The 23,250-nt window shown below is 35.4% G+C and carries 20 protein-coding genes, 1 tRNA gene and 3 pseudogenes; 7 read left to right on the forward strand and 17 right to left on the reverse strand.

The features are described 5' to 3' along the window. Nucleotides 1-32: 32 nt before the first annotated feature. The 11 genes and pseudogenes from OPR39_RS00375 to OPR39_RS00435 form a co-directional block, all read right to left on the reverse strand. Nucleotides 33-594: pseudogene (locus OPR39_RS00375) on the reverse strand (IS4-like element ISWosp9 family transposase); the annotation flags it as partial. A gap of 115 nt (nt 595-709) precedes the next feature. Further along, nucleotides 710-1,738 (reverse strand): annotated as a pseudogene (locus OPR39_RS07355) (IS3 family transposase); the annotation flags it as partial. 76 nt (nt 1,739-1,814) lie between these two features. Beyond that, nucleotides 1,815-2,573: a phosphate ABC transporter ATP-binding protein PstB gene (gene pstB, locus OPR39_RS00395; RefSeq protein WP_006280935.1), complete on the reverse strand. Its 759-nt coding sequence runs from the start codon at nt 2,571-2,573 to the stop codon at nt 1,815-1,817. Then, complete coding sequence (dapB, locus tag OPR39_RS00400) at nt 2,570-3,355, reverse strand: 4-hydroxy-tetrahydrodipicolinate reductase (RefSeq protein WP_265038773.1); 786 nt, start codon at nt 3,353-3,355, stop codon at nt 2,570-2,572. The genes pstB and dapB overlap by 4 nt, the downstream gene beginning before the upstream one ends. Nucleotides 3,356-3,501: 146 nt before the next feature. Continuing rightward, nucleotides 3,502-3,678 carry a hypothetical protein gene (locus OPR39_RS00405; RefSeq protein WP_153801318.1) on the reverse strand — a complete coding sequence of 59 codons (177 nt, stop codon included), beginning with the start codon at nt 3,676-3,678 and terminating at the stop codon, nt 3,502-3,504. A gap of 83 nt (nt 3,679-3,761) precedes the next feature. Further along, nucleotides 3,762-4,796 (reverse strand): Fic family protein, encoded by a 1,035-nt coding sequence (locus OPR39_RS00410; RefSeq protein ID WP_174516781.1) that lies wholly within the window; start codon nt 4,794-4,796, stop codon nt 3,762-3,764. Between the two features lie 169 nt (nt 4,797-4,965). Further along, nucleotides 4,966-5,958 carry a DNA polymerase III subunit delta gene (gene holA / locus OPR39_RS00415; protein ID WP_015589088.1) on the reverse strand — a complete coding sequence of 331 codons (993 nt, stop codon included), beginning with the start codon at nt 5,956-5,958 and terminating at the stop codon, nt 4,966-4,968. A gap of 5 nt (nt 5,959-5,963) precedes the next feature. Further along, nucleotides 5,964-6,143, reverse strand: coding sequence for a hypothetical protein (locus OPR39_RS00420; RefSeq protein WP_010082539.1), 180 nt, complete (start codon nt 6,141-6,143; stop codon nt 5,964-5,966). Between the two features lie 131 nt (nt 6,144-6,274). After that, complete coding sequence (locus OPR39_RS00425; RefSeq protein WP_010962536.1) at nt 6,275-7,075, reverse strand: metal ABC transporter permease; 801 nt, start codon at nt 7,073-7,075, stop codon at nt 6,275-6,277. A 1-nt stretch (nt 7,076) separates the two neighbouring features. Continuing rightward, complete coding sequence (locus OPR39_RS00430; RefSeq protein ID WP_265038776.1) at nt 7,077-7,433, reverse strand: Mth938-like domain-containing protein; 357 nt, start codon at nt 7,431-7,433, stop codon at nt 7,077-7,079. A 3-nt stretch (nt 7,434-7,436) separates the two neighbouring features. Next, nucleotides 7,437-8,303, reverse strand: coding sequence for a 4-(cytidine 5'-diphospho)-2-C-methyl-D-erythritol kinase (locus OPR39_RS00435; RefSeq protein ID WP_174516779.1), 867 nt, complete (start codon nt 8,301-8,303; stop codon nt 7,437-7,439). Nucleotides 8,304-8,384: 81 nt separating this feature from the next. Here OPR39_RS00435 and OPR39_RS00440 point away from each other — a divergent pair, with 81 nt between their 5' ends. Beyond that, the gene (locus OPR39_RS00440; RefSeq protein WP_265038778.1) at nt 8,385-11,645 is read left to right on the forward strand and encodes a UvrD-helicase domain-containing protein; all 3,261 of its coding nucleotides are present in this window, start codon (nt 8,385-8,387) and stop codon (nt 11,643-11,645) included. A gap of 112 nt (nt 11,646-11,757) precedes the next feature. Next, nucleotides 11,758-11,880, forward strand: a complete 123-nt coding sequence (locus tag OPR39_RS00445; RefSeq protein ID WP_255324787.1) for a hypothetical protein — start codon at nt 11,758-11,760, stop codon at nt 11,878-11,880. Nucleotides 11,881-11,984: 104 nt separating this feature from the next. On the opposite strand, the gene radC is transcribed toward OPR39_RS00445, so the two are convergent. The 4 genes from radC to OPR39_RS00465 form a co-directional block, all read right to left on the reverse strand. Continuing rightward, a complete protein-coding gene (gene radC / locus OPR39_RS00450) occupies nt 11,985-12,725 on the reverse strand; it encodes a RadC family protein (RefSeq protein WP_265038779.1) in 741 nt (246 codons plus the stop codon). After that, complete coding sequence (locus OPR39_RS00455) at nt 12,700-12,930, reverse strand: hypothetical protein (protein ID WP_041573522.1); 231 nt, start codon at nt 12,928-12,930, stop codon at nt 12,700-12,702. The genes radC and OPR39_RS00455 overlap by 26 nt, the downstream gene beginning before the upstream one ends. Before the next feature lie 142 nt (nt 12,931-13,072). Then, a complete protein-coding gene (locus OPR39_RS00460; RefSeq protein WP_174516777.1) occupies nt 13,073-13,669 on the reverse strand; it encodes an RDD family protein in 597 nt (198 codons plus the stop codon). A 24-nt stretch (nt 13,670-13,693) separates the two neighbouring features. Beyond that, nucleotides 13,694-13,776, reverse strand: a tRNA-Leu gene (locus tag OPR39_RS00465). 114 nt (nt 13,777-13,890) lie between these two features. Here OPR39_RS00465 and OPR39_RS00470 point away from each other — a divergent pair. Together OPR39_RS00470 and OPR39_RS00475 are read left to right on the forward strand one after the other, a co-directional pair. Then, nucleotides 13,891-15,342 (forward strand): replicative DNA helicase, encoded by a 1,452-nt coding sequence (locus OPR39_RS00470; RefSeq protein ID WP_141456959.1) that lies wholly within the window; start codon nt 13,891-13,893, stop codon nt 15,340-15,342. Nucleotides 15,343-15,456: 114 nt separating this feature from the next. After that, nucleotides 15,457-16,911, forward strand: a complete 1,455-nt coding sequence (locus tag OPR39_RS00475) for a hypothetical protein (protein WP_264378106.1) — start codon at nt 15,457-15,459, stop codon at nt 16,909-16,911. A gap of 73 nt (nt 16,912-16,984) precedes the next feature. Here OPR39_RS00475 and metG read toward each other — a convergent pair whose 3' ends face one another. Next, a complete protein-coding gene (gene metG, locus OPR39_RS00480) occupies nt 16,985-18,622 on the reverse strand; it encodes a methionine--tRNA ligase (RefSeq protein ID WP_015589097.1) in 1,638 nt (545 codons plus the stop codon). A gap of 139 nt (nt 18,623-18,761) precedes the next feature. Between metG and OPR39_RS00485 the strand changes: the two genes are divergently transcribed. Beyond that, the gene (locus OPR39_RS00485) at nt 18,762-19,202 is read left to right on the forward strand and encodes a TrbC/VirB2 family protein (RefSeq protein WP_010082521.1); all 441 of its coding nucleotides are present in this window, start codon (nt 18,762-18,764) and stop codon (nt 19,200-19,202) included. A gap of 11 nt (nt 19,203-19,213) precedes the next feature. Here OPR39_RS00485 and ubiG read toward each other — a convergent pair whose 3' ends face one another. Further along, nucleotides 19,214-20,389, reverse strand: coding sequence for a bifunctional 2-polyprenyl-6-hydroxyphenol methylase/3-demethylubiquinol 3-O-methyltransferase UbiG (ubiG, locus tag OPR39_RS00490; protein ID WP_015589098.1), 1,176 nt, complete (start codon nt 20,387-20,389; stop codon nt 19,214-19,216). Between the two features lie 195 nt (nt 20,390-20,584). Between ubiG and OPR39_RS07170 the strand changes: the two are divergent. Both OPR39_RS07170 and dnaG read left to right on the forward strand, forming a co-directional pair. Next, nucleotides 20,585-20,674: pseudogene (locus OPR39_RS07170) on the forward strand (WPE palindromic element domain-containing protein); the annotation flags it as partial. Nucleotides 20,675-21,279: 605 nt separating this feature from the next. Continuing rightward, nucleotides 21,280-23,028, forward strand: a complete 1,749-nt coding sequence (dnaG, locus tag OPR39_RS00495) for a DNA primase (RefSeq protein WP_015589099.1) — start codon at nt 21,280-21,282, stop codon at nt 23,026-23,028. The last annotated feature ends 222 nt before the right edge of the window (nt 23,029-23,250 follow it).

A 23,250-nucleotide genomic window follows, 5' to 3' on the forward strand; every position in this document is an offset into this window, starting at 1 on the left:
TGTCTGTCAGATCAAATCTTGTCTTTTACAGCTGATAAACCGTTCAGATAATCCCTATAACCTTGATCCGACCTTATTCCTTCCATAAAATTTAACTTATCTAGCGCTTGATTCAGGTAATCAAAGACTAACTGTAGCTTTATTCCTGATTTGGTATTATTCTCACAATCTCTATAGCTACTGCCATATCCTTTGTACATATCTTCCATGCTACTGGGCAGGCTAATGTAGCTGCTATCCAATAATTTAACGCTTCCAAATTGCTGTAAAATTTTGCAATCAATCTGTAGACTTTTTTTTAAATAAACACAAAGCTTCGTTATACATTTTTTTCATGAACTCAACTGCTTCTTCACTAAACCTAAAATCTAAACCCTGTTTTGTAATTTCTATCGAGTCTTCATTTAGCAATTGGCACATTGTTTCTATGCTGCAATCATCAACTCCTATGTTACCAAAAACCATAGCTTTTATGAATGATGAGCCATTAAGTTTTCTCTTTCTTTTTATAAAACCTACTGCAATTGATATTTCGTCTGCTTTTTCATTAAAGAATTCATTGAGGTCTTTTGATAAGCAAGCTATTCTGTCCATTGTAAGTTCTCTCATTCATATATCCAAGAGAATTTATACCTTATTATTTTCCTTCACTCTATCAACTTTACTTACACTTTTCCTTAACTTGACGCGTATGGTTTATTTAACACTCCCAAAAAATTTCTATATATTCAAATATAGCAGTTTTGATATGCTGTTTAGAGTGCCGAGAGGTGTCTATTGGTAACTCCCTTTTTAGAGAACTAAAGAAGCTTTCTGCAACAGAATTGTCGTAACAACAGCCTTTATTACTCATCTATATTCTTTACAGCTAAGAGATATTGATACCCTTGCGCAGTATATTGTGAACCTTGGTCACTGTGCAGCAGTAGATTTTTAACAGGTTTACGCTTGTTAACGTCCATTAATAAAGAGTCCATAACCAATTGTTTATTTATTGAACTGCTCATTAACTACCATGCGTGAATATAGATCGATTATTGTTGCCAAATATAGCCATCCTTCTTTGGTTTTTATATAAGTAATCCCATACTTTATTTGGTTGATCGACAATAAAGTTTTGGTCTAATATATTGGGAGCTACTGTCCGTTTGTTGTTTCTTAATTTTAAATTTTCTTCTCAATATAGCCTGAATACCATTTTTCTGCATAATACTTTGCACTGTTTTTAAGTTGCAACTTTTACCCAAAGCCTTTAATTCAGCATGAATTTTAGGAGCTCCATATCTACATTTAGAAGCTTGATATATTTTTTGAATATCTGCTAATAACTCTTTATTTGCTGATTCTCTACTGCTTATTTTCCTTGTAGTCCACTTATAGTAGCCACTAGCAGAAAATCCTACATAATTCCTGTACTTTATAGCAGTTACTATATAAAAAAATATTTTACTCTTTTTGACTGGCCAGGGCTTTTTTTAAAATGTCTCTTTCTCTTGTTACTTTTGCTTTGTAAATCAAACCTCTCTTTGTCGTAAGGAGCCATGTTACCTCTACCTGGAAATGCATCTGCTGCCGACTTTTTTTCGTTGTGTTTCTTTATCCATTTTCCTAATAAACCACCCTTTATTCCTAAATCTCTTGCTATTTTTGTAATTGTTTGACCTGCCTTTCTTTGTTCATTTGTCAGCTTAACAGCTTCCAATTTGAATTCTGCTGTATATTCTCTTCTATTTGTCATATTTTGAAAAAACGTTTTATTTTACTCCAAAAACGTCTTAACTTTCTCTCTACTTTTTCTGGGTAAGGTCAGAAATTTAATGATCCAGGATATACTCCTTTGTTAAGGGAGATTGAGCATTTTCGAATATTTCTTGAGTGCTTCCAGACTCAACAATTCTGCCATTATGAAAGAAAATTACACTATCAGATAACTTTTTAGCTTGCTTCATTGAATGAGTCACCATAATTATAGTAAATCTTAATTTCAGCTCTTGTATAAGATTTTCGATTGCATTGGTTGCCATTGGATCAAGAGCAGAGCACGGTTCATCCATTAATAAAATAGTTGGCTTCACTGCAATTGCGCGAGCGATGCATAGCCTCTGTTGTTGGCCACCGGATAAATTGAGTGCGCTATCTTGCAATCTGTCCTTCAATTCTTCCCATAAACCAACCTTGGTTAAACTATTTTCCACCATCTCATTCAATTTTTGCTTATCCTTCGCCATACCATGCAATTTTGGCCCACAAGCAACATTATCATATATTGATTTTGGAAAAGGATTTGGCTTTTGAAATACCATACCAACTTTTGCTCTAAGTAGTACAACATCCATATCGCGTGAATATATATCACCCAGCCCATCGATATCTAATTCACCAACAGTTTTGCAACCTGGTACATAGTCATTCATACGATTAAAACAACGCAAAAATGTTGATTTACCGCACCCGGATGGTCCGATAAAAGTAGTAACTTTTCTTTTATAAATATTCAAATTTATATCGAATAAAACTTGCTTAGAGCCGTACCAGAGATTTAAATCTTTAACAGAGGCACGTGTATTGCTCATATCACATCCTGCATTGAATAGAGCCCCGGAATTTCTCTTTTATTTTCGTATAGCCATACTGCTGCTTGAACAGCTCCTCTAGCAAATGTTGTGCGATCAATTGCTTTGTGGTTTAGTTCTATCCGTTCATCAGAATTAACAAACATCACGCTGTGATCTCCTATTACTCCACCTCCACGAGATACTGCAAAACCTATTCCCCCCTTTTTCCTTATGTTTGAACCACTATGTAAACATTGATTGGACTGAAAATCCACTTTTGAAGCGTTAGCAATTGTTTTGCCAAGTTCTATAGCTGTTCCAGATGGTGAATCCTTTTTTAAGTTATGATGCATTTCCCAAATCTCAACGTCATATTCATTACCTAAAAGCTCAGCAGCTTTTTTTACCAATTTCAGCAACACATTAACCCCAACACTCATATTTGCTGACCATAATATTGGAACTTCAGCAGCATATTCTTTCAAATCGACACCTTCTATTCCAGTTGTGCCACTAACCAGCGGTGTTTTAAATTTTACAGCTGCTTTAAGGCAGTCTAACATACATTCTTTAGTTGTAAAATCTATTACAACGTCAGATGACTCAAATATACCACTAATAGAACTTGTAACTTTAATTCCTAGATTGGCTATAATTGGTCCAATATCTGAATCTATGTACTTACTACCTGAACGGGCAACAGCACCTGCTATTTCCACTTTGGTATTTGTAATTAATTCATTGAGTATTTTTTTGCCCATTCTGCCTAAGCAGCCTATTACTCCAACTCTGATTTTCATAAAGCTTTTTACGTTTATTAAGAATGTTAGGCCTTTTTTTAAGCTCTGTCACTTCTGATCTATATTCTATAGCTGTACGAACACTGCAATTTCAGATCCCAGTGCCTTGACCACAACTATTGCAATATGGTACATAGTGAACGATGTCATTCCAGTCTGGAATCTAGCCTTTCTGCAATCTCATCGAAAACGTTGTAACCACTTTCTATGCTAGTTTGCTTGCTTACAAGCAAACTTTTCTGGATCCCAGTGTCTGGGCACTGGGATGACAGAAGAAGGCACTGGGATGACAAGAATAGGGCACTGGGATCTAGTGGGCTCAAACTACAATGTTTGTACAGCTGTGATCTATATTCTATAGCTGAATAATTTAACAATTCAAAATGAATACATATCCTATTGAGCTCTATATTACATACCAGGTTGCTCTGCCTTTTCCATGCTGAGTAATGTGATTACTCTTTACGAGATTAGATACGTGCTTCTTTAAGGTATTGCAGTTTGCTTTAGTAATATTTTCCAAATCCTTAATTGTAAGACGTCCATGTTTGCTGAGTAGTGCTAGTATTTCAGCAGAAAGTGGTGGTAAATAGAGATTTAACACTTTTTCATGTGACACCTTTTGTTCAAGATAAAATTTTTGCTTTTGTAGTGACCTTAAAAAGAATATAAGCCATGGATTAAAATCATTGCTGCTCGTCTTCAAGGATTGTTGAGTACGACGCAAAGCTAAGTAGTAACTCTCCTTATTACTTTCAAGGGAACTGTAAGGTACATAGATATACCCTAACTTTAGTAACAAGAAAGTTGTGAGAATGCGTGATAATCTGCCATTTCCATCCTGGAAGGGATGAATAGCTAAAAAAGTAACTATAAAAATGCCAATAATTAATAGAGGGTGTAACGATTTCACCTCTAATTGCTGGCTAGTCCAATAAATAAGTTCTTGCATTTGTGTTGCTGTCTCAAATGGAGAGGCTGTTTCAAAAACTATGCCCAAGCTTTTTCCAGATTCATCAAACGCTTCAACATGATTGGGGAATTTTTTATATTCTCCCATGTGCCTTTGATCTTTATATGAAAATTGTAAAAGCCAGATGTGAAACTGTTTTATAGTGTTTTCTGTAAATGGCATCTTGTTAAAGTTTTGAAATACTTCTTCACACACATACGCATATCCGGCTATTTCTCGTTCATCTAGAGAACGAAATGAGCGTGTATCAAGTTTGGATAGTAATTGCTCAACTTCACGGTCTGATAATCTTGCCCCTTCAATACGAGTAGAAGAACCAATACTTTCAATTGTTGCAATTTTCTTGAGCATTTGTAAACGTTCTGGAGCTAAATTACCAAACAATTGCCATGCTCCTTTAAATTCATCAATTTCAGCAACTAATTTTAACATTTCAGGTGTTATTACAATTTTTGAAATGTCAAACATATCTGTATTTTTATCTAGTTATATTCAATTATATTCGAAAATATCCTATTAGCAAAGAATACTTGTGAGACACACACTAAAGAATGAATTTTGGTAGGCATAAAAGCAGCTATTTTATGTTAAAATACAACATTTTGATGAAATTATAAGAAAGGCTGGATCCGAGTAGTCAGCTACCCGTCAGTGCATGTTGAAAAATCATTTTATGATCTAAATCAGTTTTTTTACAGGTAACTTCTAAGCTTATCAATTTTTCCAAGATCTTCTTAAGTTCTGAAAGTTGCAAACTTTTCAAATGAGATTTAAAACTCTGCAATTGTTTAAAAAACAATGGAGGGCTTAGCTGATCAATCGCAGCCTGCTCACTCATTCCACCTTGCACTGACAGCAAAACGTTTTCAAGGCGTAGGAAATAATTTGATATAATGCGAATTAGCGCTATCGGTGAAAAATTTTCTTGCGATACCAATGCATCAGAAATTCTAATGAAGCGCAACATATCTTTACTTGCTATGGCAGAACATAAATCATCAAGTGTAGCATAGTCGTTGCCGGAAGTTGAAAAGCATAATTCTATATCAGTAAGTTTTAGGTCTTTTCTCTCCCCTAAGTATAAAACTAACTTCTCAAGTTCTGAACATATAGGCAGCTTGCTATGATTAAAGTAAGATTGCAAATGGTAGATTATCTCATTTGTGCATTTTATATCATTTTGTTTTAAGTAACTTGATATAATGTCATAAAGATTGCTGTTGCTGTCCTTATAGCAAGCAATCACACCAAAAATTTTTGAACTCTCCATATAACTTTTAGTCGCAGAATTATATGGAAGATCACTTGCTACCATCATTACATAGTGACCACTTGCGTTATAATCCAATACGTTTTTTAACTCTTTGGATATACCTCCACTCACATTTATCAGCTTAATTAATTTTTTGCTGGTAAACATCGAAACGTTTGCCAATTCAGAAAACAGTAAACTGGGTGACTTATTCACTATTGCAAAATCCATCACCTGAACTGAATACTCACCCAAATTAGCAATTATTTCTTGTACATAAAAATCAACCCTACTGTTATCACTTCCATGAATTAACACACCACGTAAAGCATCAGGTTTCTCTAGGAATTTTTTAACTTTGGATGGTGTGACCCTCATGCTATCTATATGATATCATTCTCATTTGACTGTACATGAGTATCCAAAGACTCTGAGTCTCCTTGTGCAATATTATGCACATCACCTGCTACATCATCTGACTCTTCTGTTTTTCCTGTAATATAATTATAAAATTTTTTCACAGGTTGAGATATATATTTGGAAAAAAATCCTTCTTCGCTCATATTGCTTACTCCATAAAATTAACAACTTATCATTAGCATATAAATAATAGTATAGCAAAAACTATTTTGTGCTAAGATAGTGATGTTTTATAATGAGTATATTACAAAATTATTAACATTCGAGATCAAAATTAAGCCAACCTGCTTAATACTAGCCTTATAAAATAAGCGATAATTAAATATACCGCTGCAACAAGTATAATTGCAGGTCCAGTTAACAAATCAAAACTTGCAGATAACATGAGACCTGATATCCCAGAGATCACAGAAAAAACTGTTGCAACAATAATCATCTGCATTGGAGTTTTCGAAATGAGCCTTGCAGATGCTGCTGGTATTAGCAAAAATGCAGCAATGAGTAATATTCCTATTAGTTGGGCAGCAATTGCTATAAATATAGCAAGAGTGATTAAAAATTCTAGTCTAACAAAGGTAACATTAATTTTTTCAACTACTGCTAAATCTTGATTAATTGAAATCATTAACCAATAACGCCATCTAAATATTAATATCAAAGTAACTACTGCAGAGGTTAAAAAAATCAATACTATATCACTTTGATCGAGCGTTAATATATCACCAAACAGTGAGCTAATAATACTATTATTGCCAGATGGAAGAAAAGACATAAGTATTAAACTCGATGATAAAACTACATTGGTAACAATGTTCAATATCGTATCAGCAGAATATAATCTGTTAAAATTCAGAGAAAGTAGTATAGCAAATGTAATTGCAATGAGCATTATGCTAAGCGATGGGCTAATCTTAAAGATTAAAGCAAGTGCAACACCAAGCAACGAAGAATGGGACAAACTATCACCAAGATAAGATAACCTTTGCCATATCATAAACGATCCTAAAGCGCCTGTTACTAGGCTAATTACAACTACTGCAACTAGACTATTGATGAAAAAGTCCTGGGTAAGCATGCTATATGGCTATTAGATAACTGACAACAAATCTATCTTCGGATGTTAAAACGTTATGGGTTCTGCATGCAGAACCTGTTGTCATAAATTCAAAATTTAAACCTTTTTGTTCCATAAGATAGGACTTCACTGAAGAACTTAGTATATTGCGTGTTTTACCAGTACCTATTATCAAAATTTCTATTTCCTCTGTTAAAAAAGATTTAAAATGTTCCTTGCTATTTATATCACTTTCTTTCAATTTAATCACCTTTTCAGGAAAAATTATAATTGAGCCGCAATATTCTCTATTATTCACCAAAAATTTTCCTTCCCTGTAACCATTTATAAGATTTTTATTCTCGGAAATTAAGGGCATAAGTCAAACTATTAATTGAGTGTCACATACCCACCATTCTGGTTGCTTTTTTCCGATATTAACTGCAGCAGCTTTTGCATTTTCCTCACTATCGAATATTCCAAAACATGATACACCACTGCCTGACATGCGAAAAAGTATAGAGCCTTCTTGTGACTCAAGTGTTGATATCACATCCTTAATTTCAGGTACAAAGCTTATTGCTATTTCTTGAAGATCGTTTCTCGTCTCTTTAAGAAGCTTCAACAAATCCTTTTCAGCGTCATCGCTCCATTTAATTGGCTCAGAAAATTTTCCTTCATGTTTGGAAAATACCTCTGGTGTACTCAAAAACCTTTTTTTCGGTTTCACAAGCACCACATTTGTAGGTAAAGAGAATTTTTTAATGTGGCATAATTCTTCGCCAATACCTCTAACAAAAACTGGCTTGCTATCTACGCTTGCGGGAACATCAGCACCAACGTTTAAGGCTATTTCATTTAAAATCGTCCTATCAATCTCCCACAGCTTCCCTAGCGTACGTACCACAGCTCCAGCATCTGAGGATCCGCTACCAAGTCCTGCAGCAATTGGTATGTTTTTTACAACCTTTACAGTGACTTTAGTGCGTACAGGAGCATGCCTAAGCAGCAGATTAACCGCTTTCATTACAGTGTTATACTGGTTATTTATTCTAGACTCGGAGTTTATAAATTCAACTGTAGAGTTATCGTATCTAGAATCCTTCTCACCTACTTTTATTTCCAAAAAATTAGAGAGATTAGCAAAGACAAATAAACCTTCAATCAAGTGATACCCTGTTTCTTTTTTGTCTACAACATGCAAAAAAAGATTGATTTTTGCAGGCGCCTTTACACAAAAACTTTTCATTATATATCTTCACTAACACTATTTTTACATTATATGTATAATGCTATTCTAGTCAACTTTTATAAGGTTCTCGCACTTCTGATGAGATCAAATGCCATAAATCCTAATTTCTCTGTGTGGGTAAATGCGTCCGCTGGTACAGGCAAAACAAAAATCTTAATAGACAGAGTATTGAGACTTTTATTAGAAAACAAAAGAAATATTCTTTGCTTAACATTCACCAATGCTGCAGCAAACGAGATGGAGAATCGCATTCACAGCATACTCAGTAAGTGGGCAATATGTTCAGATAGTGAATTAATAATGGATCTGGAACAACTAGATTTCTTTCCGATGTACCCCTACTTGTCATCCCAGTGCGTGACACTGGGATCCAGAAAAAATAAAGATTATTTAACAAGAGCAAGAAGGCTTTTCTCTGAACTGGAAAATCTTGGTCTAACTATACAAACCATACACGCTTTCTGTTACAAATTAATTTCCAGCTTTCCCATAGAAGCTGGCATTGCTCCAAATTGCACGCTGAGTGAATGTAAAGAATTACATTCCATCATATTCAATAAAGTGCTTCATAACGAAACTGTGCAGGATGATATCAACCTTATTGCAACTGAAATTGATGAAAATAAACTACGCGATTTGCTTTATACTTTATGTGTAAAAAGATCGATGTCAGCAAATGATTCGAAATATATCAAAGATAAATTGAGCGCCCCAGATGGAATTCATGACTTACAGAGTGAAACAATTGAGCACGTGGGAAGACTAGCCGAGATATTAAGTGAAGGCAGTAAAAGAGATCAGAGTTATAGTGAAATACTTTATTCTACTGTCATCCCAGCTGGGATCCAGAAAAAAAGAACCAGTGTCAGCTACTCGGATGACACCGGAATAAAGTGGAATGACACCAAAATAGAAAACCTAGCCAAGGTATTTCTAAAATCAGAATCGCACGAAAAAAAGAGCATATCATCCATTGCAACAAAAAGTATTTTGGAGAAATTCAAAGATGCAGAGCAAATAATAGAGAGCGTTCAGAATGTAGTATTTACCCATATAAGAGACATGAACTCTTATCAAATATTCAAGAGAACCAGTAGCTTACTTGGTATATTTAAAGTATATGTTGATCTATACAGTAGCGAAAAATCAAAAAATGCACTGCTTGACTACAATGATATAATTGGCTTAGCAACAAATCTTCTCAGCAATCCAAACTATAAAGATTGGATATTGTTTAACTTGGATCAAAAAATAGATCACGTCCTTGTTGATGAGGCACAAGACAATAGCATCAGCCAGTGGAAAATTATAACAAATCTCTGCGATGAATTTTTTGCCGGTAATGATGAAAAGCGAACCTTATTTGTAGTTGGTGACGTAAAACAATCAATATACAGATTTCAAGGAGCAAATCCCCATCTATTCAACTATATGCAACAATACTTTCATACGAAAACTGGTGGTAGAGATTGGATATCATGCCAACTTGAAAAGTCATTTCGCTCAACTCCAGAAGTTTTGATGCTTGTAGATAGAATATTTAATAACTTCCGCGCAGAAATATCTTTTAATGATAATGAAATAAAACATGTTCCACATAGAGAAAATGACCAAGGATATATTGAAATTTGGCCAGCGTTACCAAGGCGCAAAGAGAAAGAACAGCGAGCTTTACAAATTCCTCTGACATGCAAGGAAGGTTATACAATAGCAGATCGATTACTTGCTCAAACAATAGCTAACAGAATTCACAATTGGTTAAACGAAGGGCGGATTTTAGTCGCTAAAGATCGCCATATAGAGCCAAGAGACATTATGATTTTGGTGCGACAACGAAACGTGTTAGTTGATTACATAATAAGCGAACTTAAAAAAGCAAATGTGCCAGTTGTAGGCCGGGATTATTTTAGAATTATGGACTATATAGCCGTGCAGGACTTAATAGCTTTGGCCGAATTTTTACTCCTCCAGGCAAATGATTTAGCTCTTGCAAATGCTTTAAAATCACCGCTATTTAATTTCACCGAGGATGATTTATTTAACATTGCATACGACCGTAAAGAGCATTCACTATGGGAAAGAATTCAGGATTATTCTGTGGTTATCTATAGTGAATTAAACTATCTCATTAACTTATCTCGCATAGAGTCTCCTCTTGCACTATTTACACATATATTGCGCACAGGTAAGAAGAAATTTGCTGCAAGGCTAGGTCTTGAGTGCTTTGAGGTTCTAGACGAATTTATGAACCTTGTGTTGCAATTTGAAAACCCATCTCTTCAAGCGTTTGTTCAATGGATCAAGGAGAATAATCCGGAGATTAAGAATGATATGCAATCAGAACGCAATGCTGTGCGAATAATGACGATTCACAAATCAAAAGGTCTGCAAGCTCCCATAGTATTTTTGGTTGATACAAATACGGTGCCAAGAAGCAATGAAAGTATCATCTTTGATGGAATGGAAGTGCCATTTTGGTGTGGAAAAAACAACAATGCTTATTGTGATCAAGTAAAAAGAGAGAAAAAACTAGAGGATTATAATGAATATTTGCGTTTATTATACGTAGCACTCACGCGTGCTGAAGATGAGTTATACATCTTAAGCAAAGAGCCAGTGCAAAAGGGCTCTTGGTATGATTTAATCACTCAGTATGGAACATCATATGAAAAGAAACAAGCATGCTTACAGCCAATATTTAAAGAAAAAGTTGAAGTGCTATGTGTGAACGCAAACTACCCTTACATTTATAAAAAACGTGATTACTTTGACGTTCCGGTCATTTCTCTTCCGCCAAACCTATCAATGTCATTCCAGCACGTAACGCTGGAACCTAGAGAAAAAAAGCCAGTGTCTAGCTACTTGAATGACAAAAAAAAGAGCACTGGGATGACAGATGGTTATGCAAGAGGCCTAATAATTCACAGCATATTGCAGTATATGCCCAAGATAGAAAAAGAAAGGAGAAAAAATTGGGTCAGAAAATACCTTGATAACATCAACACCAGTGAAGATAAGGATGAAATTTACAGTAAAATATTGGCCTTTAATGAAAAATATGGCTATTTGTTTGACTTAGGAGGCAAATCAGAGATTACACTGAGTGGAATAATCGATGGCGAACCAGTATTAGTACGACTAGATAGGCTATGCATAACGCAAGATAAAGCAATCATAATTGACTACAAGTCACACCGTAACGTTTCTGTTTCCTTATTAAATGAAATAAAAAAACAGATGTTAATCTATAAAACCTTAGTACAAGAAATATATCCAAACAAGCAAGTAGAGTGCGTGGTTATTTGGGCGGAAGATTTAACCATTCAATCTGACTTTTAACGAAACTTGATTGCAAGAAATAGCTACTACGTCATACCACCGCGAACCGTCATACCGCGATTCATTCCACAACTGTACGAACATTGCGATTTGGGCCTACCAGAAGGGTGTCATGAAAGTAGCTGACACTGGTTCCTTTATGACGGTGTCATCCCAGTGCCCTGACTACTTGGATCCAGGAAACTTAATTGCAAGTAATGCATTGGGTTTGGTGAGTATGGGTTTTGCGTTATAGAATGAAGCACTTTTGGTGAATTTGTAAAGAAAACTGGATTCCAGTGTCAAGCACTGGAATGACAAGTTCTCGGCAACCCCTACGTCATCCCGTCACGGTATCTCTTAGCCGCTAACACGTAGCGGAATGACGATTGTCGGTAAATCTAAGTTACTGTAGCTATAAAGGCTTTCACAACAACCTATTTCCTTGAAACTAAAATAGCTACTGAATGTAATAATAATGTGGTCTATTAATTCTATTCCTATACTTTGGCAAGCTTCTGCTAGTTGTCTAGTGAGAGATATATCGCTATTTGAAGGTTGTGTATCTCCGCTTGGATGATTGTGAGATATTACAATGGATGTTGAACCAATCAAAAGTGCGCGCTTGATGATCTCTCTGACATAAAGAGGAGTTTGATCTACTGTACCAATATTTTGCAGGTCTTCCGCTATTAGACGATACTTTTTATTCATATAGATGACACGAAAATTTTCCTTATTGAGGCTTCCTATACTTATTCTTAAATAATCAAGCAATTTTTCCCAGTTATCGATTACAGGCAGGTTTTTTATTTCTTCTCTTGCAGAACGAACAAAGGCTTGTTTTACACAAAAGATGGCAGATATCGCTGCATTGCTGACATCATCAACGTTTTGCAGCGCTTCCAGGTCAGCATTAAAAACTTTATTCAAACTGCCAAAATTTTCTATCAAACTCTTTGCTATCGGCTTTACATCAATTCTACTGTATGCTGAATATAAAATGTGCTCTAAAACCTCATAATCAAGTAATGATTGTCCATTATCTAAAATAATTTTCTCCTTTAGGCGCTTTCTATGCCCCTTTTTGTAATTTTTCATCATCAATGAATTGCTTATCTCTTGTATAATAAGAAATTAGATTTTTAAGTAAAATATTTAATAAAGCGCATGACGCACAATTGTAAGAACATTCATTTTTAAAGACAGCAAATGGTGTCATGAAAGTAGCTGAGACACTGTCCTCCTTTGTCATACGAGTAGCTGACACTGGTTCCTTTACGACGGCAGTGCCCAGAGGTGTCATCCCAGTGCATGCACATAGTGCAAAAAATTAAAAATAAGACGCCAATACGTAATACTGTTGTCGTTTAATCTGCACAGATTGAAGATAAATGAATACCTTCAGTATCATGATAAAGGGGCTGGCGAAGGGTGTCAAGTAGTTTTTAGCTCTGCCTTCTAAGGCTTTTACTCGTGACAACCACTGTGGCTGCGATCTTATCGTGCCAAGTTTGACAGCGTTTGTTGAAATTTGACCATAAAAAGCCCAAGAACAATGGTGCAACTGACAATATAAAGGAAAAAAATCTCTTTGTTGCTTGTTTTAGGGTCATCTTTTCGAAAGTTTGTGCATCCACAACTCTAAGCCCAAATAATAGTTTTCCAGGTGTAGTAGCAAACTTTACCCACATATATATTACATAGCAAAAGAGCATAATAAACTGGACTATTTGATTTAGGATTAGTAATTTTATAAGTCTACTCTGCGTTGTCTTTTCTTCCGCAGACAGTGGTGCTTGCATTGGGGATTTTGCAGCAATTTGACTTAATATTTTGCTATCCTCTGAGTTCATAAAGAGCTGATTTAAGGCTTGGCTGCAAAACTGCAAGAACAAAACGATAATAATCAAATCAAGCAATACTGATATATAGCGCCTGAGGCCCGTTACATAACATATCCCATTTTCATCTTTCTTTACCTTTTGAATAACATTTATAGAAGAAAAAATAGAAAATAAACGATTAAAAAATTTATGTAACATATATATACTTTCCAATATTTAACGTGCCCCTGGCCGGACTTGAACCAGCATGCTTTTGCAAGCAACAGATTTTGAGTCTGCCGTGTCTACCATTCCACCACAGGGGCATTAAGTTTTAATGCTATAGGCAACACGGAATTAGTCAAATTTTTTTGCCTTTACATCTTTCAAATGAGGACTAAATATTCTACAATAATCAACAGTTACTCTCAAAACTTAAAATGAATGAATTAGCCAATCTCCTCAGTTCAAGAAGTGTAGATAAGGAAATATGTAAATTACCGCATAATTTAGAAGCTGAACAGATGCTTATTGGTGCAATGATTCGTGATAATAGAATCTGTGATGCAGTTGAAGACACAATTACAGCAGAAAATTTCTATGATCCGCTGCATCAAAGTATTTTTACGCAAATATCTAAAACCAGGAAACACGGTATAGTTGCCAATGAACTGAGCCTCAAAATGTTTTTTGAGAACGACCAAGCGTTTACCGAGTGTGGCGGGGTAGAGTACTTAGCAAAGCTTGCAGCGAAGGCAAGTATTGCACTTGATATTTATAGTTTGACTAGAATAATCCGTGATACTTACTTAAGGAGATGTTTAATTAAGCTCGGGCAAGAAATAGTTGGTGATAGCTACAACTACGATATTGAAAATCCTGCACAGGCGCAAATTGAACAAGCAATGACAAAATTGTTCAATTTGGCAGTAAAAAAACAAGGTGAGAAAACATATATAAAACTTGCAAGTTCAATTAAAGATGTAGTTGAGAAGATCAGCACACTGAAAAATAATCCAGAAGCGCTAGGCGTTACAACCGGACTTCAAGATCTAAATCAGCTTCTTGGTGGTCTACAAAAATCTGATTTATTAATTTTAGCTGCAAGGCCTTCTATGGGTAAAACAGCATTGGCGCTAAACATTGCACTTAATGCTTGTAAGATGTTGCAAAAAAGAGCAGATAAACAACACCATGTAGCGTTTTTCTCACTTGAAATGTCAGCAGAGCAATTAACTGCAAGGCTGATCACTATAGATTCAGGGATTAGTTATTATAAGGCATTAACCGGGAGAATTAGTGATTTTGAATTGCATGAATTTATCAATACTAGTACAGAATTATCTGAACTGCCTTTCATCATAGATGACACCCCTGCGCTATCAATTAGTGCCCTTCGCACCAGAATACGCTTGCTGTATCAATTATATAATGTAGAAGTGGTATTCATTGATTATTTGCAGCTAATCAGAGGAACAACAAAAAGGAGTAATGAAAATAGAGTGCAAGAAATCTCGGAAGTGACGCAGGGTTTGAAAGCAATTGCAAAGGAGCTAAATATTCCCATTGTTGCACTATCTCAGCTCTCTCGTTCTGTTGAGCAGAGGGATGATAAAAAACCACAACTTTCTGATTTACGTGATTCAGGGAGCATAGAGCAAGACGCAGATATAGTAATGTTTCTCTATAGAGAAGAGTATTATGAACTAAGAAAACAGCCAAATGAAGGAAACAATAAACATCGGGAATGGCAAGAGAAAATGGAAAAAATTAGAAACATTGCAGAGCTCATTATTGCAAAGCAGAGAAATGGACCAATTGGCAGTGTGAAGCTATATTTTGACTCTAACAGAGGTGCATTCAAAGATTACACGGAAAGGCATAGTTCATAGCTTGGCAGCAATCTTCTTGTTCCCAAGTTCATTGATTATTTTTTTATGTAAAGATAGCTTGACAATTTCTTAAAAATCCTTTTATATATGGTATTATATTTTATAATACGTGAGATGATGAATAAAAACAATGTACCCTATTATATAGCTGGAACTCTGGCTGCTTTAACTTTATTAGCATCTGGAGTGTTTGCTGCAGCTCCTTATATTGGTTTCTTAGCTCCAGTTGCAGCATTAAGTGTTGGCCTTCCATTTATTATTGGTGGTGCTGTATTTTCTGCTGTAGCTATTGCACTTTCGTATGCAGCAGTTAGTAAGAACAAAACTATTTCTGAGAAGGAAGCTCAGCTTTCTGATGAAAAAAGTAAAGTAGAAGCTAAAGGTAAAATAATTTCTGAGAAAGTAAAAGAAATATCCGAAAAAAATACTCAACTGGCTAATCAAGCAAAAGAGATAGAAGATAAAGATAAAACTATTTCTGAGAAAGATCGGGAGATTTTTAGAATGAAAAATGAGTTGGCTGCAACCAGAAGGATTAATGCTTCTCAGCCAGGTAATGCGGTAGAATTTGATAGCATAAACCAGCAGCTTACTAAGAGAGATTTCGAAGTACAAACTCAAGAGCAAGCCATTATTTCACAAGCAAAAGGGAAATTTAATAGTGTTGGAAATAAATTAAAAAATATTTATGATACTATGCCATCAGCTGAGTTTGCAAAGGATATCAAAACAGCATCTGAAAAAGCATTTACTTCTACAAAAGAAGCATTTATTAGTGGTCGTGTAACTCGTATTGTTAAAGATGGCTTAAAAGATGTTTATGGTACGTCATTTGAACCAGTAAAAAGTGCACTTAATAGCTTTGGAAGCAGCTTGAAAAACACTTGTGATACATCAATTGAGTCAGCAAAAGGGACAATTAGTAGTGTTGGAAATAAATTAAAAAATGTTTATGATACTATGCCATCAACTAAAATAGAATTTTCATGGGTCTCAGAAAAATTTTCACCATACTGGAATAGTGTTAAAAACTTGATGTTTGGTAATAAGGCAGATCAAGCAAGTGGTGCTAGTCAACTTTCAAGTGAATCTCAAGGTAATGGTATTGTTATTCCAGAGGGGGCAAAGCTAGAGCTTTCTCCAATATTATTTGATTTTTTGTTTAGAGAAAAACAGAAGATGGTAAGGCAATTTTTAAGAGAGCAAACTGATGAAAAAAAGAATGTGGCTACACAAGAAAATTTAAAAACTGAGACTCCTAGCCAGGAAAATCAGATGAATATTGATAACGTTCCTAAGCAACCTGATCATTTAAATGTTGATGCTGCTAAAAGTTATTTAATGAGTCTTTCTGAGGATCAGGATGTATTTTATGATGCAGAATCTGGTGATGAAAAAGGTACTGAGATTTCTAGCCCAGAAAGTCAGCCAACTAAAGAAGAAAATGGTCAAGGCTGGTTTGCATGGAGCCTAGGAAAGGTTAAGTCGGCAATGACTGAAGTAGTAGTGATAGGTGCTGATGTTACTAAACCATATTGTGCTAAAGTAACTAAGGCACTTGCCACCTAACTTGAATATGTAGACAGCGGTGTGCACCGTCGTTAACTAAAGATAATCCCATCCAGGAGAAATAGTTTTTACACTATTTCTCCTCTTTAGCATCAACCCTCAAAAAAACCGGCGTAGGTTTAGGCAATGTTATGCCTGAACTTACGCACGCGTCGCACAAAGATTTTAAATCTCGTTGTTCTTTCGGAATTTGCAGTTGATTTAGTATCATCTCTGCTGACTTGGGAACGATTGGCTGCAATAAAATGCCTATTATCCTGATATATTCCAGTAACTTGTAAATTACTAAATTCATGCGCTCTCTGTCAGTTTTGCTTAGTGTCCAGGGTGCACTTTTGTCTATGTAGGCATTTGCTTCAGAAGAGATGTTGATGATTAGAAGTATGATATGGTTAAATTCATACTTTGATAGGTGATTCATCACTTGATCGAGTATAGCTTTGCAACCTGGAAGACTTTCTTCACCTTTAAGTAGGCTTTGATCGATTGTTGGTACAATTCCAGAACATTGCTTGTGTAAAAATGAAATTGTTCTTTGCACTAAATTGCCTATGTTGTTTGCCAGTTCTGAATTTATCCGGCTGATCATATTTTTCTTACTAAAGTTGCCATCTTGGCCGAAGCTTGCTTCCCTGAGGAGAAAATAGCGTAGCTGATCAACACCAAACTCTTGAGCGAGGCCAATTGGATCTATGACATTACCAAGGGACTTGGATATTTTCTCTCCCTCGTTCAACCACCAACCATGAACTGCAATTTGTTTTGGCAGTGGTAGGTCTGCTGCAAGGAGAATCGCTGGCCAATATACAGCATGAAAGCGCAATATGTCTTTACCGATTACATGAACGTTGAAAGAGTTGTCAGCTAGGTTTGCAGCGCTTGACACTGGAATCTGCGTTTTCCCTTGGTTTGGTGTCATTCCAGTGCTTGACACTGGAATCTGTGTTTCTGGTTCTGCCCAAAACCTCTTATATTCCTCACCTTCAGTACTAGGTAAACCTATTGATGTAAGATAATTGGTTAATGCATCTATCCAGACATAGATTACGTGTTTGTCATTACCTGGTACTTTTATTCCCCAGTTAAAACTAGTGCGAGAGATTGAGAGGTCAATGAGCCCTGATCTTACAAACGATATCACTTCATTTCTTCTGCTCTCAGGAAAGATAAAACTTGGCTGATTTTTATAGAGTTCCAGTAATTTGTCTTGCCAGTTTGACAAGCGAAAAAAGTAGCTCTCTTCTTTTATCCACTGAACTTCTGCGCCTGTTGGTGCTTTGCCATCTATCAGCTCTGATTCCTGATAAAATGCTTCATCACGAACTGAATACCAACCCGAATAGGAATCCAAATATATTTGCCCTCTCTCTTCAAGTCTATTCCATAAAGCTATAACTGCTTTTTTGTGACGTTCCTCCGTAGTGCGAATAAAATCGTCATACTCAAAATTCATGAACTTAGCCAATTCTTTAAATGAAACGCTCACATCATCTGTAAATTCTTTTGGCTGCATTTCCTTTGCTTTAGCTGCTTTTTCTATTTTTTGTCCATGTTCATCTGTACCGGTGGTAAATTTGACATTTTTCCCAGCTAGTTTCATGAACCTTGCCACCACGTCACACAAGAGAGAAGTGTATGCATGACCAATATGCGGCTTATCGTTTACGTAATATACTGGCGTGGTGATGTAAAAGTTCTCGAATTGTTCCATGGTTTAGCATTTTGATAAAAATCAACTGAGTTAATTATAGTATTAAAAAGGCAGTAATAAATAAATATTGATTGGGTTAAGCATAATTTTTGAAAAAAGCTATTTACTGAAATTTTATTAAAATAAGAAACAATCAGGCATGATTATCGAAAGAACAATGAGAAATTTTCTTGTAATTCTATTTATAGTTTTCTATGCATTTGATGCACACGCTGATGGAGCAACAGATGTAATGTGTAATGTAATAGGTTACGTTCATGGAATAGGTGGACCAATGATTACAGTGGTAATAATTGGTTCAAGCTTACTTGCAATATTTGGCAGAATGCCTTGGCCTGCACTTTTCGCACTGGGTATGTTTGTTGCTGTGTTTTTTGGTGCTCCTCAAATTGTAACAAAGGTAACAGAAAAAGAAGTTTGTTGTCTTTTTAAAGGTCAAACCTTGGAGAATGGAAAGTGTGTTGCTGCTCCTGGATATGAACGTGTAGGTACAGGTTATGCTTGTCGTTCCGGTTGGGCGCTAACTAATAAAGGCTACTGTATAAAAGCTGGCCAAGATCCTTCAAAGTATTGGAAGTGAAAATGGTGCTTTTATAGAGTTAAATCTAACAAACCGCAGAGTATATAATTAACATCCACGCCTTTAGTTAGATTCCACTCACGCTTTATTACGTTGTACTCCATGCCAGCCATGTTTTGCAGCGTTACATTATTTTCTCTTAAGTGATTTGCAATTTCTGACGGCTTGAGAAATTTATTCCAGTTATGTGTACCTTTTGGCAGCCAATTTAATATGTACTCTGCACCAATTATTGCAAGGCAGAAGGATTTGATAGTTCTATTTATTGTGGATATAAAGATTAACCCCTCCGGTTTTAGCAGTTCTATCGCTTTTTTCATGAAAAGCTCTAAATTATCCACATGTTCAACTACTTCCATCAACAGAACCACGTCGTACTTCTTGTCATTGCTTAGCTCTTCAATGCTGGTGTGTATATATTCTATATTTAACCCTACTTTTTTTGCATGTGAATGCGCTACTTTTATGTTTTCTTCACATACATCTATTCCCACAACGTTAATGCCAACGCGTGCCATTGACTCTGACAAAATGCCACCACCACACCCGACATCAAGCAATGATAATTCTTTTAAATTGCATTTTTTTAACTCTTTTATTTTCTCAATAATGTAAGATACTCTAACAGGATTCATCATGTGCAATGGTTTGAATTTGCCGTTCTCATCCCACCACTGGCCTGCCATTTTAGCGAATTTTGATATTTCATCTTCGTTATAAGTTTTTGTTTTTTTTTTCTTAGAGGTTATATTGCTGAGTTTATCAAGGCGTTTTTTATGTCTGCTTTCTTTTGAAAATTCTGTTTCGAGGAATTGTTTGACTATGTCTTTTGCTAATCCACTCGCAGTAAACCCTGCACCAAGACACAGTACATTTGCGTTGCCATGCTCGCGAGCTAATTTTGCGATCTCAACACTGTTACATAAAGCAGCGTAGATTCCTTCAAAACGATTTGCCACAGTACTCATGCCCAAACCTGTACCACAAATTAATATCCCATAATTTGCTTTTTTGCTTGTTATATCTTCTACAACTTTAACAGCATAGTTTGGGTAATCTACACACTTTTGCTTAGCAGTGCAGCCTTGATCTACTACTCTGTAACCTAGGGCTTCCAGGTAAGGTTTTATTTCTGATTTTAATTCATAACCAGCATGATCTGAGGCAATTGATACTATACCTAACATATAAGAAATAAGGACATTTTATATGGGTTTGAACTTTCTGTCAAGTCATTCAATGCTTCTGACCTTTTGGGAGTTCTAAAGCTATAGCTAAGGTTTTCCTACGTCATACCGCAATTCATTCCACAACTGTACGAACATTGTGATTTGAGAATAATCTCCGCCAGGAAGGGTGTCATCCCAGTGCTTTGGCACTGAGATCCAGAAAACTTAATTTTAAATAAGTACACCAGATAGCTGTATAATAAGAACTGGATTCCAGTGTCAAGCACTGGAATGACACCTTCTGTATAAATATTAAGAAATTTACCAAATAAAAAAAAGGCAAAAGAAGCCCCGTGGTTGGCTAATTACTTACATTATACTTTCAAGTATGGCGTTTTTTTTATTCTAAACGTTTAATAACCGCGATTCAGTTGCTTTTAAGCCGCAACTAATCTAAATTATAAACATTAAGAAATTTACTAAACAGAAAAAAAGGCAAAAGAAACCCTAGGGTAGCTAGTTATTCACTATCTATTTTTTAAGTTGGCGTTTTTTAATGTTTTAAATAGCGTATTTCAGCTTGTGTAGGTAAAAACCCAGAAATTTGATAAAGACATAGAGTGCACATAGTGCAAAAAATTAAACATGAGACGCCAGATACGTGAGTTTTTTGTCATTTAATCTGTACAGAGAAGATAAATAAATAGCTTCAGTTTCATGATAAGGGGGCTGGCGAAGGGTGTCAAGTAAGTTTTTTGTTTCTGTGGGCTACCTGGATGACAGGATTGCTCTTGAATTTGTATAGCTACATTGTCGGTAAATCTAAATTGCTTTAGTTATAGAAATAAATTTCGAGTCAGATGTGTATAAATTCTATATAATTTTTATCCTACTACTAATTTAACAAGATGGATCATATAGATATTATAAAATCAAAATTATTATTATCCGACATAGTAGGTAAAAAAGTCAGATTAATAAAAAGAGGAGATAGTTTTGTTGGGCTCTGTCCATTTCATAACGAAAAAACCCCATCTTTTTCGGTGAGCAATACTAAGGGGTTATATTACTGTTTTGGTTGCTTGGCTAGTGGTGATGCATTTGAATTTATTTCACAAACTGAAGGATTAAGCTTTAAAGAAGCATTGGAAAAATTAGCATCGGTTACAGGTGTTGAACTGCCCAAAAATCTTAGTATTACAAAAGAGGACAATAAACTATTTTTAGCGCTTGATTTAGCTGCAAATTGGTTTGCACAAAAAAATCAAGGTGTTGTAGATTATTTAAAGCAGCGTAAGATTTCACCTAAAATCATAGATAAATTTAAGATAGGTTATGCACCAAGCTCTGGTTTGAAAGAGTATTTAAACTCTTCAGGTATTGAAGACAGAATTTTGATTGATATTGGATTAGTAAACAAAAATTTTCATGATTATTTTTATGACCGGCTGATATTTCCTATACAGAGCATTGCAGGGAGAGTTATTGGTTTTGGCGGACGTGTGCTAAGTTCTGAGCAACAGCCGAAATATTTAAACAGTCCAGAGAGTCAGCTCTTTAAGAAGAGGGAGAATTTATACGGATTAAACTTTGCTTTAAGCGAAATACGTAAAAAACAGCACATACTCGTTGTTGAAGGATATATGGACGCTATAGCGCTACATCAAGCAGGAATTAGTAATGCAGTTGCTCCGCTTGGTACCGCAATTTCTGCAGAGCAGATAAAAAATCTATGGAGATTTGCTAAAGAAATCTCCATCTGTATGGATGGCGATAGTGCTGGACGTCATGCTGCTACTCGAGTTGCAGAACTTGCTCTGCCAATATTAGAGCCTGGATACACGTTAAAGTTTGTGACTTTGCCAAGTAATAAAGATCCATACGATATATGTAACGAACTGGCATACAAGAAAGAAGACGTGTTGACTGCTCTTGACCATTCAACAAAACTGCATTCTGAATATTTATGGCATCACATAATCGATAGCAATTTGCAAAATTATGAAAAACTTGCTCCGGAAAAATATTCAATTCTTGAGCACAAGTTCATGGAATATGTAAATACTATTAGCAACAGCAGTATTAGAAGGTATTACAGAGATTATTTTTACAATAAGGCTAGTGAACTAAGAAGTAGCTTCAAAAAACAGATTTTTAATAGTAAAACTGGAGCAACAAAAGGTGAGTATCTTCATAACAAATCTCCAGAGCTAATTGAAGCAGAGCAAAATCAGGCCGTAATTTTGCGTATAGCCGTAGAATTTCCTGAAATTTTGAACCGTCCTATATTTTTTGAGCAATTTTCTCATTTTGAATTTACTAATGAGATGAAAAGATTACAACAGCGTGTAATTGATGTAATAAGTAACAAAAGCAAACTCGATAAAGAGGCTTTGTTACAAGAATTGAAACAGTTTAACGTTATAAAGTATGTATTTGAAAAAACTAGTGTACTAAATAGCCAACTGAACGAGAGAAAATCTGCAGAAATTGTGTGGAATAATATAGTGTTACTAAAAGAATTAAATGCATTACGAAAAGAAAGAACCGAAGCGAGGCTGAGCGGTAATCTTGACTTAGAAGAAAGGTTAATAGAACAAATAGAGCAAATAGAAAGTAGTATACAAGAAATGCAAATGGAGTTTATTGAAAAGTAGATATCGTCTCGTTAGTCAACAAGAAAATTACAAAATAAGACAATATTTTACATAAGATTGAAATTTTTAACTAATTAAGCCTTCCTCCAACAGCTTTGCCCTGTAGTTTTTGATATGGTTAGGATCACTTGAAAATGTATAATTTTTGTAGTTAGCTCTGCTATGCATATAAAGCTTACTATTGACTTTTATCACATTATCTCACATTATCTCACATAATAT

Source organism: Wolbachia endosymbiont (group A) of Yponomeuta plumbellus, assembly GCF_947251575.1.
Lineage (GTDB): Bacteria > Pseudomonadota > Alphaproteobacteria > Rickettsiales > Anaplasmataceae > Wolbachia > Wolbachia pipientis.